Below are 19,953 nucleotides of genomic sequence, written 5' to 3'. Positions count from 1 at the left end.
CTGCTATTTATCGGCAATTAAGCCTCTGTATCAGTGTTTTCTGGTCAATGCCAGTTGCAACGACCAAAGCTCTTTTTTTTCTTTGGCGTTGAGTCCATGCGTTCTGTCACGGGCAATCAATGTGTCTTGTCGCTGTTTCAACAGCTGATCGTAGAGCTCAGCCAAGCTGATTCTGAACTTCTCGTCGAGTTCTTCCTCTACGATCATATGGTTCCATACTGCGATGGTTTCAAGCTGTTTATAGTATTTACTGTCACGATATTGTTCTAACAGTAGAGCCATACTCATTCTCGGGCTGGCGTTACAAGTTTTCACCAAGTCCTGAAACAACGATAAACCTGGGACTTTGTCTTGCTCAATACCTTCCAGCGCGAGGTCAGGCACCTCTGCCGCCAGTCTTGGGTTTTGCACTAAGAGTCCTATAAGTATACGCATAGTTGTGACTTTTAGTTGCGGCGTCTGGTAAGACTGCTCCAGCTCTGCGGCTTTGGGCAGCAGCCGATCCAACTGGCTGTCGTCCAAAATACCCAGCTTGTTGCCAAGCTGCTGGCGTAAGTAAAGCCGTTGTGTTTCTCCCGGCACTTTGCCAATCAATGGCATAGCGAGAATACCAAGTTTGGTTCGACCGTCAGCAGAACTCATATCCACCTGCTGTTGCAGCGTCTCAAACAGAAACTGCGACAGCGGCAACGCTTGTACCATACGCTGCTCAAAGGCGGCTTTGCCTTCTTTACGCACCAGCGTGTCGGGATCTTCACCATCTGGTAGGAACATAAAACGTAGCTGGCGACCATCGTTCAAATAGGGTAGCGCAGTTTCCAGCGCGCGCCATGCCGCTTCGCGTCCGGCACGGTCTCCGTCGTAACAACACACCACCAGATCGGTGGCGCGAAAGAGTAACTGAATGTGTTCGGCAGTCGTGGAGGTACCCAGCGATGCCACCGCATAATCAATACCAAACTGCGCCAACGCCACCACATCCATATAACCTTCAACAACCAAGAGTCGTTTGAGATCTTTATGGTTTTGCTGTGCTTCATACAGGCCGTACAGCTGGCGACCTTTATGGAAAATGCCCGTTTCTGGTGAGTTCAGATACTTCGGAGTATCGTGACCTAACACGCGTCCGCCGAAGGCAATCACTCTTCCCCTCTTGTCGCGGATGGGGAACATCACGCGCTCGCGAAAGCGGTCGTACGTTCTGCCCTGATCGTTAGTCACCAGCATACCGACATCGTTCAATACGTTGCGATCGCTACCTTCACCAAACCGCTTGAGAACGTTATCCCAGCCGGATGGAGCGAAGCCAATTGAAAAATGGCTGATCACCTCTGCACTTAAACCACGCTGTTGCAGATACTGCAACGCAGGAACTCCGACGGAATGTTGCAGTGCTTGCTGATAAAACGAGCTGATGTGCCCCATCAGCTCGTACTGATTATGTCGTTGGTGAATTTCTTGCTTAGTTGGGCCTGTGCCAGTTTCATAAGGCACTTCCAAACCATGCATCGTAGCCAGTTCTTCAATGGTTTCAACGAATTCGAGACGATCGTAATTCATTAAAAAGTCTATGGCTGTGCCGTGTGCGCCACAGCCAAAACAGTGATAGAACTGTTTGTCACTGTTTACGGTGAATGAGGGGGTCTTCTCGTGATGGAACGGGCAGCACGCATGGTAGTTTTTGCCCTGCTTCTTCAGTTTGACGCGCGCGTCAATGAGATCGACGATGTCGGTGCGAGCCAGCAGGTCATTAATAAATACGCGTGGGATTCGTCCAGCCATAAGCCCCTAGTGTATACCCTTCTGTAAGGTGATTACATTGGATATAGCTTATAAACGACAACAAGCCGCGCTTCCTTTTGGAAAGCACGGCCTTACGTATGCAACTGCTAAGTCTGCGGATTAATCACGCGTTGGAGGGAAACCCTCCTGAAAATTAATACAGACGAGTGCGGCGTGCGTTTTCTCGAGCCAATTTCTTCGCGTGACGTTTCACTGCAGAAGCTTTAGCGCGCTTGCGTTCGGTCGTTGGTTTTTCATAAAACTCACGACGACGAACTTCAGCCAGGACGCCTGCTTTTTCACAGGAACGTTTGAAGCGACGCAGAGCTACGTCGAACGGCTCGTTTTCACGTACTTTAATTACCGGCATGTGCCTCTCACCTCAATAAATTCGGTTTGCCGCTGGCCTTGTGCCAGCCTTTTCAAAATGGTGCGGAATTCTACTGCAAACCTGACGTCTTTGTAAAGCATTGCGGTGATCATAAAACGCCCAGCCACGGCCAGCGCAGAAATCAGGTCGCTTATGGTAGACTATCCGCAGTTTGAAGCAAGCGGCATTTAACGCATGCTCGTATCATCATCAAAGTTAGGAACAGCAATGCGCGTATTGGGTATCGAAACATCCTGTGATGAAACCGGTGTGGCCATTTATGACACGGAAACCGGTTTGCTCGCCAATCAGTTATACAGCCAGGTCAAATTGCATGCTGATTACGGCGGCGTAGTGCCTGAGCTCGCCTCACGAGATCACGTGCGTAAAACGGTTCCGTTGATTCAGGCGGCGCTGCGTGAAGCTGGGCTACAGGCTGACGATATCGATGGTGTGGCTTACACCGCCGGCCCTGGTTTGGTTGGCGCGCTATTAGTGGGCGCGACGATCGGTAGGTCGTTGGCATTCGCCTGGGGTGTACCGGCGATTCCTGTGCACCATATGGAAGGGCACTTGCTGGCGCCGATGCTGGAAGATAACCCGCCGGCGTTTCCTTTCGTGGCGCTGCTGGTCTCTGGTGGTCATACGCAGCTCATCAGCGTGACAGGCATTGGTGAGTACCGTTTGCTGGGCGAGTCGATTGATGATGCGGCGGGTGAAGCGTTTGATAAAACGGCGAAGTTACTGGGATTAGATTACCCCGGTGGTCCAATGCTGTCGAAAATGGCGCAGGCGGGGAATTCCCAACGCTTTACGTTTCCGCGCCCGATGACCGATCGGCCGGGGCTGGATTTCAGCTTTTCTGGGCTAAAAACGTTTGCTGCCAATACGATTCGTAGCAATGGTGATGACGATCAAACGCGTGCTGACATTGCTCGTGCGTTTGAAGACGCCGTCGTAGATACGCTGGCGATAAAATGTCGTCGTGCGTTGGATGAGACGGGTTTTAAACGACTGGTCATGGCGGGAGGCGTGAGTGCAAACCGGACACTGCGCCAGCGCTTAGGTGAAGTGATGGTGAAACGCGGTGGTGAAGTGTTTTATGCGCGGCCTGAATTTTGTACGGATAATGGCGCGATGATTGCCTACGCAGGCAGTGTGCGTCTTGTGCATGGCGCGAGCCAGACGCTGGGCGTATCTGTTCGGCCACGTTGGCCGTTGGCTGAATTGCCTGCGGTGTGAGCGTTCGAGCGGTAATCACTACGTGTAGATCTCGGGTCTACACGTAGTGAAGAAAGCGTAGCAAAAAAGCGAATTACAACTCTTGTTCGAATAACACCAGAATAGCTTCGTAGAGCTGTTTGACGCTGAAGCCTCTTGCTGGGGTGGTAAAAATAGTGTCATCACCCGCGATAGTGCCGAGAATGCCTTCTGACTTACCTAGTGAATCCAGCAGGCGAGCAATGAGCTGCGCGGCGCCAGGGCTGGTATGGATCACGACGACGGCATCATTGTAATCCACGTCGAGCACAAGGTTCTTCAGCGGGCTGGATGTCGTCGGGACGCCAAGTTCGGCAGGGAGACAATACACCATCTCCATTTTGGCATTGCGTGTGCGCACGGCGCCAAATTTCGTTAGCATGCGTGACACCTTGGATTGGTTGATGTTTTCAAATCCTTCGTCTTGCAATGCCTGAACAATTTCACTTTGAGAACTGAACTTCTCTTCTTTTAACAGCGCCTTGAACGCTTTAACGAGGTCTTCTTGTTTTGTCGAATTTCGCATTCTGCACCGGATTAATTGTTATGGTTAATCTTCCTATTATGCAGTTGTGTGAATTTTTATGCAATTAAATCGCGTATAATTCCAGTCCCTTTCACCAGATATGCGTTAGTCGCTGTTTTCAAAAAAAATCGACTCTCGGGCAGTCCGAAAAATGCGTCCTGCGTCACATAAAAGTAAATCAAATGTTATCAGAATGATGTTGTTCGGACGCCATTGATCGGTGTAATGTAGCGCACCGGTTAAACGCACGTGAATGAACACCGCGTTATAGCTCAATAGCTTATTAACTTTACTTACCTTTCAAACGAATGGTTGTTTTTGATTTATTATTAGAGACATAGCGTATTTTTTGTCTCTCGTGTCATTTATGGAAAGATAAGTAGGTTGCTCGTATCCCCATTTTTATATTCTGTTTATAACCAAATGAATTCACGGCACTTTTTTATTTTATGATAATAAGGAGTTTAGGATGAAAGTTGCAGTTCTCGGAGCAGCAGGTGGTATCGGTCAGGCACTCGCACTCCTCCTCAAAACCCAGCTTCCTTCAGGTTCAGAACTATCCCTTTACGATATCGCCCCAGTAACGCCGGGTGTTGCCGTCGATCTGAGCCATATTCCTACAGCAGTGAAGATCAAAGGCTATAGCGGTGAAGATGCTAAACCAGCGCTTGTTGGTGCAGATATCGTGCTGATCTCCGCGGGTGTGGCACGTAAACCTGGTATGGATCGTTCCGATCTGTTCAACGTCAATGCTGGCATTGTGCGTAATCTGGTTGAGCAAATTGCGGTTACTTGCCCGAAAGCCTGTGTCGGTATCATCACCAACCCAGTGAATACGACCGTTGCCATTGCAGCCGAAGTACTGAAAAAAGCTGGCGTATATGACAAGAACAAACTGTTCGGCGTTACAACGCTGGATATCATCCGTTCCAACACGTTCGTTGCTGAGCTGAAAGGCAAACAGCCGCAGGACATTAATGTGCCAGTTATCGGTGGACATTCTGGTGTGACGATTCTGCCGCTGCTGTCTCAGGTTCCTGGTATCAGCTTCAGCGAGCAGGAAGTGGCTGATCTGACCAAGCGTATCCAGAATGCGGGTACTGAGGTTGTTGAAGCCAAAGCAGGTGGCGGATCGGCTACGTTGTCGATGGGTCAGGCTGCGGCACGTTTTGGTCTGTCTCTGGTTCGTGCGCTGCAAGGCGAAAGCGGTGTGGTGGAATGTGCATACGTTGAAAGCGATGGCAAATATGCCCGCTTCTTCGCTCAACCGATTCTGTTAGGCAAAGACGGCGTCGCCGAGCGTAAAGACATCGGCACATTAAGCGCTTTTGAGCAAAATGCGCTGAACAGCATGCTGGATACGCTGAAGCAGGATATTGAGCTAGGCGAGACGTTCATCAAGAACTAAATACCCGTCATACTTCAAGCTGCATATGCGTTGGCTTTCCTCGCTCACCCCAGTCACTTACTGATGTAAGTTTCTGGGGACTTGCTGCGTCGCCGCCTTCCTGCAACTCGAATTATTTAGGGTATGAGCGAGTGTTAGTCATTCGCAGAATAAAAAGCCGGAGATGTCGATCTCCGGCTTTTTCTTTTTTAATCGGGACGGATGAGTTTTTTTCTGTCGATAAGCTCATTGGTTTCTGGATTGTAGTACCGGCTGGGCCAAATCTCTGATGGGTGAATACCCATCGCATCGGCAATAAGCCACTCCCCTTTGGGCCAAGGGCGTGAGAGTGCATTAGCTAGCGTAGATGAGCTTAATCCGGCCGCTCGCGATACCGCCGCCAGCGTCGTGTTTTTCTTGCGCAGTGCAGCAATGATATCAGCGGGATGCCAGTCTTGTTTCCTTAAAATCATAATCCTTCCCTTATTTGCTATAAGACGACTGTAGATTAGTGGTATAAATAACGGATGTTAGTTATATGCCGAACTAACATGACATTATTATTTGGAAATAATATAGCATTAGATTCCCTTAAAATTCTCAATTAATTTCCAAATAAGGGCGTTTTTGTTAGGGATGGCACTATCAGGATGAAAGGCAATGAAAAAAGAGTGGTTTGCTACCAGCGAATTGGTTGGAGTCGGCGGCCTTCCGAAATCAAGACAAGGATTAAATAAGCGCGCCCGCGAGGATGGATGGGAGAAGCGTCGCCGTAAAGGCGTCCAGGGAAGAGGAGTGGAGTACTCAATTCACAGCTTGCCGGATACGGTAAAAAAATCCCTATTACTCGAAATCAAGCCTTCCGCCTACTCGGCGAAACAGCCTGCGGCACTGGCCGTATGGATGCAGATTTATCAGCAACTATCTGAAAAAGAAAGAGATGAGCTAATCGCTTATATTCTGCGAGTCGGTGTGTCTACCACGCTGAGTCAGTTAGGCATTACACCGTCGGATGGGGAACCTATCTCATCGATGGTGATTGACTGATTCGCGACTGGCGATCTTTCTGAACGTTAGCCTCAGTGATGAAAAGGAACCTGTATTTTCTGTCGCTTTGTAGCACTTTCTCTGGCTGCGGTGGTTGGACATCACGCTGGATTTAATCATTTCTTCTATTACTTAGGTGTGTCGGTAACGTGTAAAAGTTAGCGGCTTAGGTAATTATAGTCTACTATATGGAAACTTTTGGGCGAGTTGACGTAATGCCTGTTCAAAACAAACAAGGGAGTGACGAGTATGGACAAAGAGTGGTTTGCAACAAGTGAGCTGGTTGGCGTAGGTGGATTGCCTAAGTCGCCGCAGGGGCTGAACAAACGGGCGCGAGACGATGGTTGGGAAAAGCGCAGGCGGAAAGGGGTTCAAGGGCGCGGTGTCGAATATTCTATTCGCAGTTTGCCAAACGAGGTCAGGAACTCTCTACTGGTAAAAGAAAATCCGCCAACCGAGTATTATCGTATCGATAATGAGCCGACCCTGCTGTCATCGTGGGTGCATATTTTCCATCAACTTTCCGTTGATGAACGAAGCCGGCTGATTAATTTCATCTTGCGTGAAGGGACAATAGCGATGCTGTCTCGGCTGGATGATGTCACACTCGACCAGACTGCCTAAGTCTGGCGAACGAGTAGCGCTGCAAGGCAGCGCTACTCGCGCTACTTAGGTTAAATCATTTATACCACGTTAGAAATCGCGCTGTACGGCTAAGTGAGCAAGGCCTTCGAGCGCCATGCGGTGTGCCGTTTCCGGCAGCAACTGTAGTGCGCTAATCGCTTTATCAGCCTCTTCTTCGGCACGCTGACGCGTATAATCAAGTGAACCACATTGCTGCATGGCGGAAAGAACCGGCCCCAGCAGATGACGCCCGTTTCCTTCTTCAATCGCCTTGCGAATCATCGAGCTTTGTTCTGCAGTACCATGACGCATTGCGTGCAGCAGCGGCAGCGTTGGCTTGCCTTCATTGAGGTCATCGCCCGTGTTTTTCCCCAGCGTTTTGCCGTCCGCGCTGTAGTCGAGCAGATCGTCAATTAACTGGAACGCGGTGCCCAGGTAGCGGCCATAGTCCTGAAGCGCTTTTTCTTGCTCTGGCGTCGCGCCGGCAAGGATTGATGATGATTGCGCTGCGGCTTCAAATAAACGCGCTGTTTTACTGTAAATGACGCGCATATAGCTTTCTTCAGTGATATCCGGGTCGTTGCAGTTCATTAGCTGCAAGACTTCGCCTTCAGCGATCACGTTCACCGCTTCTGACATCAGCGCCAGAACGCGTAATGATTCGAGGCTGGTCATCATCTGGAAGGCGCGGGTATAAATGAAATCCCCAACTAGCACGCTTGCTGCGTTGCCAAAGGCGGCATTTGCCGTTGCTTTACCTCGGCGCATGTCGGATTCGTCTACCACGTCATCATGCAGCAGTGTTGCAGTGTGGATAAATTCGATCAGCGCGGCGACAGTGACATGTTTATCACCAGTATAGTCAAGGGCTCTGGCCGCAAGGACAGCAATCATCGGGCGTATACGTTTTCCACCACCGCTGATGATGTAATGTCCAAGCTGGTTTATCAAAACGACGTCAGAATTCAGTTGTTCAAGAATGACGTTATTAACCGCTGTCATATCCTGCGTAGTTAATGTTGTAATTTGTTCTAGATTCATGGTTTGTGCCAACGTATGTCTTCAACACTGCCGTAAGATTGCTGTTGCATATCGGCAAGACGGAACTTATTGAGCCGATTGTACTTGAAAAATGAGAGAGATAAACGGCAGTTGATACGTTGTATTCTTTTTCTTCACATCCGTTGATTATGCACTTGTCATCCTCAGTATTTTTGCGTAGAATTCGCGCCCTATTATGAATATTTATAGCGCGCTCTGAAACCTATTAACGGGTGCGCGGAAAGCGGAGTTTTATATGTACGCAGTTTTCCAAAGTGGTGGTAAGCAACACCGAGTAAGCGAAGGTCAAACCGTTCGCTTGGAAAAGCTGGACATCGCAACTGGTGAAGCCATTGAGTTTGACCAAGTTCTGATGGTTGCCAACGGTGAAGAAATCAAAATCGGCGTTCCTTTCGTCGATGGCGGTAAAATCAAAGCTGAAGTTGTTGCTCATGGTCGTGGCGAAAAAGTGAAGATCGTTAAGTTCCGTCGCCGTAAACACTACCGTAAGCAAGCAGGCCACCGTCAGTGGTTCACTGACGTGAAAATTACCGGCATCAGCGCTTAAGATTAGGAGAGCGGATTAAATGGCACACAAGAAAGCTGGCGGTTCAACCCGTAACGGTCGTGACTCTAACGCACAACGTCTGGGCGTAAAACGTTTTGGCGGCGAAAGTGTACTGGCTGGCAACATCATCGTTCGTCAACGTGGTACCAAATTCCACGCAGGAACTAACGTTGGCTGCGGGAAAGACCATACTCTGTTTGCTTTGACTGATGGTAAAGTTCAGTTTGAAGTTAAAGGCCCAAAAAACCGTAAATTTATCAGCATCGTTGCTGAATAATTTTTCGCGTTAGGTCTGACGGATTTAAGCCCCGCAATTCTTTGCGGGGCTTTTTACATTCTGATTCTGAGTAAACCATCTGGATAAGTATGAATACTAAACAACAGACGGGCATCGGTCTTTGTCTGGCGCTGACTACGGCTGTTTGCTGGGGGGCGTTACCGATAGCCATGAAACAGGTTCTGGTAGTGATGGAACCTTATACGATTGTTTGGTATCGCTTTTTCATTGCTTCCATTGGACTCGGCATTATTCTGTCATCCCGTAAGAAATTGCCGCCAATGCGGGTTTTCCGGCATCGGCGCTGGTGGGTTCTGCTACTGATTGCGACGGCTGGGCTACTGGGCAACTTTGTTTTCTTTAGCTCGTCTCTCCAATATCTGAGCCCGACAGCGTCTCAGGTTATCGGGCAGCTTTCCCCTGTAGGCATGATGTTCGCCAGCGTACTTATCCTAAAGGAAAAGATGCGCGGCACGCAGATCATTGGCGCGATCATGCTGATCTGTGGTCTGCTCCTGTTCTTTAATACCAGCCTGATTGAGATTTTTACCCGACTGACAGACTACACGTTGGGCGTGCTGCTGGGTGTTTGCGCCTCGGCGGTATGGGTATCCTATGGCGTAGCGCAGAAAGTTCTATTGCGACGCCTGACATCACAGCAGATTCTGTTTTTGTTATATGTTCTGTGTGTCGTCTTTATCACGCCTTTTGCCAAGCTTGAGGTTATTTTTCAACTGAGCAACTGGCAGCTTATTTGCCTGTTATTCTGCGGTGCGAATACGTTGATTGGGTATGGTGCGCTGGCGGAAGCAATGGCTCGCTGGCAGGCGTCGCAGGTTAGTGCGGTCATTACGCTGACGCCGTTGTTTACGCTGCTGTTTTCCGATCTGCTGGCGTTAGGGTGGCCGACTTTCTTTGCTGCGCCAGTATTGAATTGGATTGGTTACGTCGGTGCGTTTGTGGTTGTTGCTGGCGCCATGTTTTCCGCTATTGGGCATCGTTTCCTTCCTGGAAAGAAAGAGCCTGTGTTGCCATTGGTAGCAAAAAAATAGCTTAAGAGAAAACGTATTGCAGCGGTCACAGCTATTTTTTGACAGTCTGCATGTGTTGTTTATTTTTAATACAGATGAAATTATTGGGGCGGGCAGGTACAATCCTGCTCCTTTGCTGGAATGCGTTCTGGTGCGTCAGTTTTTTAATGGTAAGTAGAAACACGCTACATGCCTTAAAATCAAAAAGTTACGCCAATAAGAACCAATAACAAGCCTAAAACACGTAGATATTCTCTATTGGTTTTTTGCGGAGAGAATCAATGAAGTTTGTAGATGAAGCCACAATTCTCGTTGTGGCAGGCGATGGCGGTAACGGTTGTGTCAGCTTTCGTCGTGAAAAATATATTCCTAACGGTGGCCCAGACGGCGGTGACGGCGGGGATGGCGGTGACGTTTACCTGCTGGCAGACGAAAACCTGAACACGTTGATCGACTATCGTTTTGAAAAATCTTTCCGCGCTGAGCGTGGACAAAATGGGCAAAGTCGCGACTGTACGGGTAAACGCGGTAAAGATATTACGATTAAAGTTCCTGTCGGTACCCGTGTTCTTGATCAGGGAACGGGCGAAGTACTGGGCGATATGACTCGCCATCAACAGAATCTGATGGTCGCGAAAGGCGGCTGGCATGGTTTGGGTAACTCGCGTTTTAAATCGTCAGTCAACCGTGCTCCGCGTCAAAAAACCAATGGTACAAAAGGCGAAGAGCGTGAGCTGACGCTGGAACTGCTGTTGTTGGCTGACGTGGGAATGCTTGGCCTGCCTAATGCAGGTAAATCGACCTTTATCCGCGCAGTATCAGCAGCGAAGCCGAAAGTGGCCGATTATCCGTTCACCACCTTGGTGCCGAGCCTTGGTGTTGTCCGTATGGATAGCGAGCAGAGCTTTGTTGTAGCGGATATCCCAGGTCTGATTGAAGGCGCATCCGACGGTGCTGGGCTGGGGATTCGTTTCCTGAAACACCTTGAACGCTGCCGTGTTCTGCTGCATTTGGTTGATCTGGCACCGATTGATGAGTCAGATCCGATTGAAAATGCCAAGATCATTATCAACGAGTTAGAGCAGTATGGCGCTGGCTTGGCAGAAAAACCGCGTTGGCTGGTTTTCAACAAGGTTGACTTGATCGATAAGGCTGAAGCGGAAAAACGTGCTAAAGAGATTGCGGCCGCGCTTGGCTGGGATGATAAATACTATCTGATTTCTGCGGCGAACCGTGAAGGCGTCAACCCACTTTGCTGGGACGTGATGAACTTCCTGAAAGCCAATCCGAAAATGACGGCAATCGCTGAAAGCGCGCCGGAAAAAGTGGAGTTCATGTGGGATGATTATCACCGTGAACAACTGGCAGAAGTAGAAAAAGAAGCCGAAGAAGAGTGGGATGATGATTGGGACGATGAAGATGATGAAGGTGTTGAGATCATCTATCAAAAATAATTCGTTCTCCTGCTAGTCAGATCTCGCCAACGCGGCCTTACCCTCAAAGTAAGGCCGCGTTGTTATTTTAATTACTCTGATAAATATCTTTGTAGAGACGGCTTTCAAATCTCACCAGAGGGACGCGACGTGCGCGCTGGTCTTCTGGTGGCACGGCATAGCCGGACAGGAACTGGACGAATGCCATGCGCTGGCCGCTCGCGGTAGTAATGAAGCCTGCCAGATTATATACGCCCTGCAATGCCCCAGTTTTAGCCGAAACCTTGCCATCGACGCCAGCTTCATGCAGGCCGCCACGATAACGCAGCGTGCCGTCATAGCCGGAAAGCGGAAGCATCGTGATGTAATTCAGTTCATTATCGTGCTGTGCGATGTACTGCAAGACCTGCATCATCGTTTCCGGTGAAATCAGGTTATGTCGTGACAGGCCTGAACCATCTACAACAATGCTGTTTCCTAAATCGACACCTGCCTTCTGGCGCAGAATTTGTCGCACGGCATCAGCGCCAGCGCGCCATGTTCCTGGTACGCTAAAACGCTCGTGCCCAATAGTACGAAAGACCGTATCGGCAATCATGTTGTCTGATTTTTTCAGCATGATAGTGAGCAGGTCGTGCAGCGGAGGCGATTGTGTCTGGGCCAGTACGCTTCCTGCTGGACCTAGCTGCGTCTGACGGCGAAGGCTGCCTTTAATACGAATATCTGCCTGCTGTAGCTCATCTTTAACGATAGCACCGGCATAGCTGGCGCCATCCTGAATCGCGAATGCCAGCGGAAGCGGCTCTGTGCGCTGAACCAGACAACCTGTAAGCGTGAAGCGATTTAATTCCCCGGGTACCACATCCAATTCGCAATATTGGGCATCGGCTGAGCCTTTAGCCAGCGTGCGGACTTCGCTGAACATTTGCACTGGATAATAGGATGCAACGCGGATAAACGCATTATCACCCGCTTTAGGCGCACTGTAGAGTGAGACGGAGAAGCAGTTGCGATCGACAATCGCAGCACCCGGAGGGGCGCTGAAACACTGTGTCATGTCGTTCCAGGGCCAGCCTGGCGCTTTATCGTGACTGGCGAACACCGAGGTGTCGATCAGCACATCACCTGAGATTTCTTGTATCCCGCGCTTTCTTAATTCCTGCACCATATTACGTATTTGCTGGCGCTTAAGCGTAGGATCGCCGCTAAACCGTACGATGAGATTACCGTTAAGAATACCGCTGGTGACAGGCCCGTGGCTTTCCATCGTGGTGATGAATCGATAATCTGGACCCAACTGTAGTAATGCAGCTAATGCGGTTATCACCTTTTGCGTACTGGCCGGAAGCGCCATTTGCTGGCTATTGAAGGCCATACTGGGTGTTGTTGCGCCAACTTTTTGTACCAATAGCGCCAAATTGGCACCATCTGGTAAATATTGGCGATGATCCTCAACAGAAGCTGCATTGGCATGCAGAACAAAAGCGCAGGCAAGTCCGGTAACAATCGATGAAAAACGCATAATCTCAGCTAATAACGGGGTAACGTGTGGTCATACTACGGCGCAATAAGGTCTAAAGTAAACGATGACCCTCATTGAACTCTGGGGTAAAATACGTATCAAAATGCAAAACCGCTGCTAGCCTGGAAATTTTGTTCTGGGGCTGGTTGCTTTTGTTTTATGTCCAGTGAGGACTGGCACGTTGCAGAGACTCCGTCGCCTTTGATTTTTAGCGCGTCAGGATGACGATTATTTGAGTCTTACGGACTTTTTTAGAGGTATAGACAATATGAAACAATTTCCGATGACGTTACGTGGCGCTGAAAAATTGCGCGAAGAGCTTGACCACCTGAAATCTGTGCGTCGACCTGAAATCATTGCCTCGATTGCCGAAGCGCGTGAGCACGGCGATCTGAAAGAAAATGCAGAATATCATGCCGCCCGCGAGCAGCAGGGCTTTTGTGAAGGACGTATTCAAGACATTGAAGCAAAACTGTCTAATGCACAGGTTATCGATGTCACGAAAATGTCAGCGAACAACGGGCGTGTTATTTTTGGCGCGACTGTAGCGGTGATGAATCTGGATAATGAGGAAGAGCAAACTTACCGGATTGTTGGTGATGACGAAGCAGATTTTAAGCAGAATCTGATCTCTGTAAACTCTCCTATCGCACGTGGCCTGATCGGCAAAGAGCAAGATGACGTCGTAGTCATCCGTACGCCGGGCGGCGACGTGGAATATGAAATCCTGAAGGTCGAATATCTGTAAACTTTGCCGTATTGTTGATTAAAACAGCAAATATTGTAAAGAAAAGAAAAAGGCCGCTTGCGGCCTTTTCTCTAACCGAGAGGCATGTCACCTTTCTGTTAAAACAGAGTATCCTGAAATAAAAAGTGTTATCGTGGTAACACAATTTTACGTTCTTTCGCAGGACGGTAGAGCACCAGCGTATGGCCGATAACCTGGACGTTAGCGGCACCCGTTTCACGAACAATCGCTTCAACAATCAAGGCTTTGGTTTCGCGATCTTCTGTTGCTACCTTTATCTTGATCAGTTCGTGGTGTGCTAATGCTTGTTCGATCTCAGCCAGAACACCTTCGGTGAGACCGTTATTGCCTAGCATGACAACCGGTTTGAGTGGATGTGCCAAGCCTTTCAGGTGCTGTTTTTGTTTATTACTTAGGTTCATTGTCTTTTTTACTTAGGTTGGGATTGAAAACGGGTCATTCTACCGCCATCTCATGATTATAACCAATTTGACTGTTCTGATTGGTAATATGTGAGAAGTTTCTCCCCACCACGAGCGTGTTACTGAGAATAGTTGGAAAATTGATGGCGAATAAAAAGCGTTCTGCAAGCTCCAGTCGCTGGTTGCAGGAACACTTTAGCGATAAATATGTGCAGCAGGCTCAGAAAAAAGGGCTGCGCTCACGCGCTTGGTTTAAACTTGACGAAATACAGCAGGGCGACAAACTGTTTAAACCTGGTATGACGGTTGTGGATTTAGGCGCTGCACCTGGCGGTTGGTCACAATATGTAGTCACGCAAATTGGTGGAAATGGCCGAATTATCGCGTGTGATATTTTACCAATGGATCCGATTGTCGGCGTCGATTTCCTGCAAGGGGACTTTCGTGATGAACTGGTCCTCAAAGCCTTGCTTGAAAGGGTTGGCGATAGCAAAGTTCAGGTGGTGATGTCTGACATGGCCCCTAACATGAGTGGTACACCAGCCGTTGATATTCCGAAGTCGATGTATCTGGTTGAATTAGCACTTGGTATGTGTCGGGATGTATTAGCACCAGGCGGAAGTTTCCTGGTGAAAGTGTTTCAGGGAGAAGGCTTTGATGAATACCTGCGGGAAATTCGCTCCCTGTTTACGAAGGTGAAAGTTCGTAAACCAGACGCTTCACGTGCTCGGTCTCGTGAAGTGTATATTGTAGCGACAGGGCGCAAACTGTAGTACCCTAACGCTGTTTTTTAACACAGTTGTAATATGAGGTTAATCCCTTGAGTGACATGGCGAAAAACCTAATTCTCTGGTTAGTCATCGCAGTTGTGCTGATGTCTGTTTTCCAGAGCTTTGGGCCCAGCGAGTCGAATGGCCGTAGGGTGGATTATTCAACCTTCTTGACTGAAGTGAATCAGGATCAGGTCCGTGAAGCACGTATTAACGGGCGTGAGATCAGTGTTATCAAAAAAGACAGCAACAGATACACGACTTACATTCCTGTCAATGACCCCAAGCTACTGGATAACCTGCTAACGAAGAACGTGAAAGTCGTTGGTGAGCCGCCGGAAGAACCGAGCTTGCTGGCTTCTATCTTTATTTCTTGGTTCCCGATGCTGTTACTGATTGGCGTCTGGATCTTCTTCATGCGTCAAATGCAAGGCGGCGGCGGTAAAGGCGCTATGTCCTTCGGCAAGAGCAAAGCGCGCATGCTGACTGAAGATCAGATCAAGACGACGTTTGCTGATGTAGCGGGTTGTGACGAAGCGAAGGAAGAGGTTAGCGAACTGGTCGAGTACCTGCGCGAACCTAGCCGCTTCCAGAAACTGGGCGGTAAAATTCCGAAAGGCATTCTGATGGTCGGCCCGCCGGGAACAGGTAAAACGCTGCTGGCAAAAGCGATTGCCGGTGAAGCAAAAGTGCCTTTCTTTACGATTTCCGGTTCTGACTTCGTTGAAATGTTTGTCGGTGTCGGTGCTTCCCGTGTCCGTGACATGTTCGAACAGGCGAAGAAAGCTGCGCCTTGTATCATCTTTATCGACGAAATCGACGCCGTTGGCCGTCAGCGTGGCGCAGGTTTGGGCGGTGGTCACGATGAACGTGAACAGACGCTGAACCAAATGCTGGTTGAGATGGATGGCTTTGAAGGCAACGAGGGCATTATTGTCATCGCGGCAACTAACCGTCCTGATGTTCTTGACCCCGCGTTGCTGCGTCCAGGTCGTTTTGACCGTCAGGTTGTGGTTGGTCTGCCGGATGTTCGCGGTCGTGAACAGATTCTGAAAGTTCACATGCGTCGCGTGCCGCTGTCTCCAGATATCGATGCGTCAGTGATTGCACGTGGTACGCCAGGTTTCTCTGGTGCGGATTTGGCTAACCTGGTTAACGAAGCTGCATTGTTCGCTGCTCGTGGTAACAAACGCGTTGTTTCGATGGTCGAATTTGAGAAAGCTAAAGACAAAATCATGAGGGGTGCAGAGCGCCGTTCCATGGTAATGACTGAGAAGCAGAAAGAATCGACGGCGTATCATGAAGCTGGACATGCGATCATTGGTCGTCTGGTGCCAGAGCACGATCCAGTCCACAAAGTGACGATCATTCCGCGTGGCCGTGCACTGGGCGTGACGTTCTTCCTGCCTGAAGGCGATGCGATCAGCGCTAGCCGTCAGAAGCTGGAAAGCCAGATCTCTACGCTGTACGGCGGTCGACTGGCCGAAGAAATTATTTACGGCGTGGAACATGTTTCGACAGGCGCGTCCAATGATATCAAGGTTGCAACGTCGATTGCTCGTAACATGGTGACGCAGTGGGGCTTCTCCGAAAAACTGGGCCCATTGCTTTATGCGGAAGAAGAAGGTGAAGTCTTCCTCGGTCGTTCCGTGGCAAAAGCTAAGCACATGTCAGATGAAACGGCGCGTATCATCGATCAGGAAGTAAAATCTCTGGTTGAACGTAACTACGTGCGTGCTCGCGAACTGTTGATGGCAAACATGGACATTCTTCACTCAATGAAAGATGCGTTGATGAAGTATGAAACCATTGATGCGCCGCAGATCGATGACCTGATGGGACGTAAGAAAGACGTTCGTCCACCAGCAGGTTGGGAAGAGTCTCGTTCTGACAACGATGTTGGCAACGGTGGCGGTACACCTAAAGCCCCTACACCAGTGGATGAGCCGCAGACGCCTAATCCTGGTAATACAATGTCTGAGCAAGTGGACGACAAATAATTCGCCTGCGATTGACATCTGTAACTTATGAAACCCCAGCTCAGGCTGGGGTTTTTTACTGGGAGCGTTCTTCGAATCACATTTCATGCTAACTACACCAGAATGCGGAGGTAAATCATGCAGCTGGTTGCCAGAGATTCAACGCTGGATCTTTCCTGCCCACACATCATGGGTATTCTTAACGTCACGCCGGACTCTTTTTCCGATGGCGGTAAACACAACAAGCTCGATGCGGCATTACTGCACGTTCAGGAGATGGTTACCGCAGGTGCGACCCTGATCGATATTGGCGGTGAATCGACGCGTCCCGGTGCGGCTGAAGTTAGTACGGAAGAAGAGCTAGCCCGTGTAGTGCCTGTGGTTGAAGCCATTGCTAAACGCTTTGACGTATGGATATCGGTCGATACCTCAAAGCCGGAAGTGATGACGGCATCGGCGCAGGCGGGAGCACATCTGATTAATGATATCCGCGCTTTGCAAGAGCCCGGAGCTCTGGAGGCTGCGGCGGCTACAGGTTTGCCAGTATGCCTAATGCACATGCAGGGTATGCCGAGAACCATGCAGCACAAACCGCACTATGATGATCTTATGCAGGACATTGGCGATTTCTTGCAGCAGCAGATTGATCGCTGTGTGAACGCCAATATTCCGAAAAGTAAGCTATTGCTGGATCCTGGGTTCGGATTCGGTAAGAATCTTGCCCATAATTATGCGCTTCTGGCTCGCTTGAGCGAGTTACATCGTTTTGAACTGCCTCTTCTGGTTGGCATGTCGAGGAAATCCATGATTGGACAGATCCTCAACGTACCGCCTGCGCAGCGTGTTCATGGCAGCATCGCCTGCGCAGTGATCGCGGCGATGCTGGGAGCACAGATTATTCGCGTGCACGATGTTAAAGAAACGGCTGATGCCATGCGCATTGTTGAGGCCACCCTTTCTGCGAAGGAATAAAAACGAGATGAGTAACCGCAAATATTTTGGTACCGATGGCGTACGTGGCAAGGTTGGCGATACGCCGATTACCCCTGATTTTGTGCTTAAACTGGGTTGGGCTGCTGGGAAAGTTCTCGCGCGACATGGCTCTCGTAAGATTATTATCGGCAAAGATACCCGTATTTCTGGCTATATGCTGGAGTCTGCGCTGGAAGCAGGGCTGGCTGCTGCGGGATTGTCGGCTTCTTTTACCGGCCCGATGCCGACGCCTGCGGTTGCTTATCTTACTCGTACGTTCCGTGCTGAAGCAGGTATCGTGATTTCTGCTTCTCACAACCCGTATTACGACAACGGCATTAAATTCTTCTCAATTGACGGCACCAAGCTGCCGGATGACGTAGAAGAAGCAATCGAAGCTGAACTGGAAAAACCGCTGACGTGTGTTGAGTCTGCTGAATTAGGCAAAGCCAGCCGCATTGTTGACGCCGCCGGACGCTACATCGAATTTTGCAAGGGAACGTTCCCGAGCGAGCTGAGCCTTAATGGTTTAAAGATTGTCGTCGATTGCGCCAATGGTGCGACCTATCATATCGCCCCCAGCGTACTGCGTGAGCTTGGCGCTAAAGTCATCGCGATTGGTTGTGAGCCAGATGGGATGAACATCAATGAAGAATGCGGTGCGACGGATGTCAGACAGCTACAGGCGCGTGTGCTAGCTGAGAAAGCGGACGTTGGTCTGGCGTTTGACGGCGATGGCGATCGGCTCATCATGGTCGACCATTTAGGCAACAAGGTCGATGGCGATCAGATTCTGTATATCATTGCTCGCGAAGGTTTACGCCAAGGGCAACTACGTGGCGGCGCTGTTGGCACGCTGATGAGTAACATGGGGCTTGAAGTTGCGTTAAAGCAGCTGGGTATCCCGTTTGCTCGTGCCAAAGTAGGTGACCGCTATGTATTAGAAATGATGCAGGCAAAAGGCTGGCGCATCGGGGCAGAAAACTCTGGCCATGTGATCCTGCTGGACAAAACCACGACGGGCGACGGTGTGATTGCCGGTTTGCAAGTCCTTACCGCGATAGTGAAAAACCATATGAGTCTGCATGATTTATGCAGCGGTATGAAGCTGTTTCCACAGATTCTGGTCAATGTGCGGTTTACGGGTGAACACGATCCGCTGGAAGACAAAAATGTGCAGCAGATTACGCAGGATGTGGAAAAAGAACTGGCCGGACGCGGGCGTGTATTGCTGCGTAAATCCGGCACTGAGCCACTCATCCGCGTCATGGTTGAGGGTGAACACGAAGAGACGGTAATCGCGTTGGCAAATCGTATTGCTGATGCGGTGAAAGCCGTCGGTTGAGGGCTTTTTTGATTCGCCAATCAGGTAGATAAGGCTTTCGATAGGTCTCTTGCGTCGAAAGCCGCTGTTTTTTTCTGCAATCAACCTGTGGTGACCAAATTACCCTTGCGTACGCTACATCCTTTGGTTAGTATTCAGACCCGCTTGATAAGGGATGTTCTACATCCTGCTTAGCGGAATGACACGCGGTTTACCGCCAGAATATAGCACCTCCATGAATCATGGGGAAAACGGTTAACGGGTACGACTATGTACGAAGCTCTATTAGTGATTTTCCTGTTAGTATCGATCGGGCTGGTTGCCTTGATCATGCTTCAGCAGGGTAAAGGTGCTGATATGGGGGCCTCGTTCGGAGCAGGTGCTTCTGCCACTTTGTTCGGTTCGAGCGGCTCTGGTAATTTCATGACCCGCATGACAGCGATACTGGCAACCCTGTTCTTCATTATCAGTCTCATTCTGGGCAACTTAAGTTCGCTGCAGAAAAGAGGCGGTACATGGGACAACCTGAACCAGCCAGAAAAAGCAGAGCAGACGATAACGCCTGCTTCGCCTTCAACGCCGGTGAGTGACATTCCGAAGTAAGCGTTTTAAAGCAGTAATTGTGATGCCGTGGTGGTGGAATTGGTAGACACGCTACCTTGAGGTGGTAGTGCCCGATTGGGCTTACGGGTTCAAGTCCCGTCCTCGGTACCAACATAAAAAATAGACGTCAATAGACGTCTATTTTTTTGTCCCAATCCCAAGGATTTATTGGCTTTCTCTTCTATTTCTCCATCAACCTGACTCAGCTCATATCAATAGATTTATCAGTATATATTGACGTTATGAGTGCTCCCTCGCCATAATCAC

At 49.5% G+C, this 19,953-nt stretch carries 21 protein-coding genes and 1 tRNA gene; 15 read left to right on the top strand and 7 right to left on the bottom strand.

What is annotated here, in order from left to right:
* Window positions 1-30: 30 nt before the first annotated feature.
* The gene (gene dnaG, locus LOZ86_RS04170) at window positions 31-1,782 is read right to left on the bottom strand and encodes a DNA primase (RefSeq protein ID WP_039485875.1); all 1,752 of its coding nucleotides are present in this window, start codon (window positions 1,780-1,782) and stop codon (window positions 31-33) included.
* A gap of 154 nt (window positions 1,783-1,936) precedes the next feature.
* On the bottom strand, window positions 1,937-2,152 hold the full coding sequence (gene rpsU, locus LOZ86_RS04165; protein WP_001144069.1) for a 30S ribosomal protein S21: 216 nt from the start codon (window positions 2,150-2,152) through the stop codon (window positions 1,937-1,939).
* Window positions 2,153-2,380: 228 nt separating this feature from the next.
* Between rpsU and tsaD the strand changes: the two genes are divergently transcribed.
* The gene (gene tsaD / locus LOZ86_RS04160; RefSeq protein WP_039485878.1) at window positions 2,381-3,394 is read left to right on the top strand and encodes a tRNA (adenosine(37)-N6)-threonylcarbamoyltransferase complex transferase subunit TsaD; all 1,014 of its coding nucleotides are present in this window, start codon (window positions 2,381-2,383) and stop codon (window positions 3,392-3,394) included.
* Between the two features lie 73 nt (window positions 3,395-3,467).
* Here the strand turns inward: tsaD and argR are convergent, their stop codons facing one another.
* Entirely contained in the window at window positions 3,468-3,938 is a 471-nt protein-coding gene (gene argR / locus LOZ86_RS04155) for a transcriptional regulator ArgR (protein WP_010283010.1), read from the bottom strand.
* 469 nt (window positions 3,939-4,407) lie between these two features.
* Between argR and mdh the strand changes: the two genes are divergently transcribed.
* The gene (gene mdh, locus LOZ86_RS04150) at window positions 4,408-5,346 is read left to right on the top strand and encodes a malate dehydrogenase (RefSeq protein ID WP_039485880.1); all 939 of its coding nucleotides are present in this window, start codon (window positions 4,408-4,410) and stop codon (window positions 5,344-5,346) included.
* Window positions 5,347-5,534: 188 nt separating this feature from the next.
* Here mdh and LOZ86_RS04145 read toward each other — a convergent pair whose 3' ends face one another.
* Window positions 5,535-5,798 carry a helix-turn-helix domain-containing protein gene (locus LOZ86_RS04145; protein WP_039485882.1) on the bottom strand — a complete coding sequence of 88 codons (264 nt, stop codon included), beginning with the start codon at window positions 5,796-5,798 and terminating at the stop codon, window positions 5,535-5,537.
* 187 nt (window positions 5,799-5,985) lie between these two features.
* Between LOZ86_RS04145 and LOZ86_RS04140 the strand changes: the two genes are divergently transcribed.
* Together LOZ86_RS04140 and LOZ86_RS04135 are read left to right on the top strand one after the other, a co-directional pair.
* Window positions 5,986-6,372, top strand: a complete 387-nt coding sequence (locus tag LOZ86_RS04140; protein WP_039485885.1) for a DNA-binding protein — start codon at window positions 5,986-5,988, stop codon at window positions 6,370-6,372.
* A gap of 249 nt (window positions 6,373-6,621) precedes the next feature.
* Entirely contained in the window at window positions 6,622-6,996 is a 375-nt protein-coding gene (locus LOZ86_RS04135) for a DNA-binding protein (protein WP_039485888.1), read from the top strand.
* Window positions 6,997-7,065: 69 nt separating this feature from the next.
* Here the strand turns inward: LOZ86_RS04135 and ispB are convergent, their stop codons facing one another.
* Window positions 7,066-8,037: an octaprenyl diphosphate synthase gene (gene ispB, locus LOZ86_RS04130; protein WP_230242855.1), complete on the bottom strand. Its 972-nt coding sequence runs from the start codon at window positions 8,035-8,037 to the stop codon at window positions 7,066-7,068.
* Between the two features lie 256 nt (window positions 8,038-8,293).
* On the opposite strand from ispB, the gene rplU reads away from it, so the two are divergent.
* The 4 genes from rplU to cgtA all read left to right on the top strand — a co-directional run bounded on the left by rplU (window position 8,294) and on the right by cgtA (window position 11,367).
* Window positions 8,294-8,605, top strand: a complete 312-nt coding sequence (rplU, locus tag LOZ86_RS04125) for a 50S ribosomal protein L21 (protein ID WP_009114476.1) — start codon at window positions 8,294-8,296, stop codon at window positions 8,603-8,605.
* A 19-nt stretch (window positions 8,606-8,624) separates the two neighbouring features.
* Complete coding sequence (gene rpmA / locus LOZ86_RS04120; RefSeq protein ID WP_005971498.1) at window positions 8,625-8,882, top strand: 50S ribosomal protein L27; 258 nt, start codon at window positions 8,625-8,627, stop codon at window positions 8,880-8,882.
* 89 nt (window positions 8,883-8,971) lie between these two features.
* Entirely contained in the window at window positions 8,972-9,934 is a 963-nt protein-coding gene (locus LOZ86_RS04115) for a DMT family transporter (RefSeq protein WP_039485894.1), read from the top strand.
* Between the two features lie 260 nt (window positions 9,935-10,194).
* Entirely contained in the window at window positions 10,195-11,367 is a 1,173-nt protein-coding gene (gene cgtA, locus LOZ86_RS04110) for an Obg family GTPase CgtA (protein ID WP_039485897.1), read from the top strand.
* Window positions 11,368-11,434: 67 nt separating this feature from the next.
* Here the strand turns inward: cgtA and dacB are convergent, their stop codons facing one another.
* Window positions 11,435-12,868, bottom strand: a complete 1,434-nt coding sequence (gene dacB / locus LOZ86_RS04105) for a serine-type D-Ala-D-Ala carboxypeptidase (protein WP_039485900.1) — start codon at window positions 12,866-12,868, stop codon at window positions 11,435-11,437.
* A gap of 268 nt (window positions 12,869-13,136) precedes the next feature.
* Here dacB and greA point away from each other — a divergent pair, with 268 nt between their 5' ends.
* Window positions 13,137-13,616, top strand: coding sequence for a transcription elongation factor GreA (gene greA, locus LOZ86_RS04100; RefSeq protein ID WP_039485903.1), 480 nt, complete (start codon window positions 13,137-13,139; stop codon window positions 13,614-13,616).
* A 128-nt stretch (window positions 13,617-13,744) separates the two neighbouring features.
* Here the strand turns inward: greA and yhbY are convergent, their stop codons facing one another.
* On the bottom strand, window positions 13,745-14,038 hold the full coding sequence (gene yhbY / locus LOZ86_RS04095; RefSeq protein ID WP_010283039.1) for a ribosome assembly RNA-binding protein YhbY: 294 nt from the start codon (window positions 14,036-14,038) through the stop codon (window positions 13,745-13,747).
* Window positions 14,039-14,181: 143 nt separating this feature from the next.
* Between yhbY and rlmE the strand changes: the two genes are divergently transcribed.
* From rlmE to LOZ86_RS04065, 6 genes are all read left to right on the top strand, one after another.
* Window positions 14,182-14,811, top strand: a complete 630-nt coding sequence (rlmE, locus tag LOZ86_RS04090) for a 23S rRNA (uridine(2552)-2'-O)-methyltransferase RlmE (RefSeq protein ID WP_039513450.1) — start codon at window positions 14,182-14,184, stop codon at window positions 14,809-14,811.
* Window positions 14,812-14,858: 47 nt separating this feature from the next.
* Window positions 14,859-16,808, top strand: coding sequence for an ATP-dependent zinc metalloprotease FtsH (gene ftsH, locus LOZ86_RS04085; RefSeq protein WP_230242854.1), 1,950 nt, complete (start codon window positions 14,859-14,861; stop codon window positions 16,806-16,808).
* A 117-nt stretch (window positions 16,809-16,925) separates the two neighbouring features.
* Window positions 16,926-17,759, top strand: a complete 834-nt coding sequence (folP, locus tag LOZ86_RS04080) for a dihydropteroate synthase (RefSeq protein WP_039485908.1) — start codon at window positions 16,926-16,928, stop codon at window positions 17,757-17,759.
* A 7-nt stretch (window positions 17,760-17,766) separates the two neighbouring features.
* Window positions 17,767-19,104, top strand: coding sequence for a phosphoglucosamine mutase (gene glmM, locus LOZ86_RS04075; RefSeq protein WP_039274136.1), 1,338 nt, complete (start codon window positions 17,767-17,769; stop codon window positions 19,102-19,104).
* A 249-nt stretch (window positions 19,105-19,353) separates the two neighbouring features.
* On the top strand, window positions 19,354-19,686 hold the full coding sequence (gene secG, locus LOZ86_RS04070; protein ID WP_039485909.1) for a preprotein translocase subunit SecG: 333 nt from the start codon (window positions 19,354-19,356) through the stop codon (window positions 19,684-19,686).
* 24 nt (window positions 19,687-19,710) lie between these two features.
* Window positions 19,711-19,797, top strand: a tRNA-Leu gene (locus LOZ86_RS04065).
* The last annotated feature ends 156 nt before the right edge of the window (window positions 19,798-19,953 follow it).

The organism is Pectobacterium parvum (genome assembly GCF_020971565.1).
GTDB classification, from domain to species: domain Bacteria; phylum Pseudomonadota; class Gammaproteobacteria; order Enterobacterales; family Enterobacteriaceae; genus Pectobacterium; species Pectobacterium polare.
This window is presented reverse-complemented; position numbering and strand designations above follow the sequence as displayed.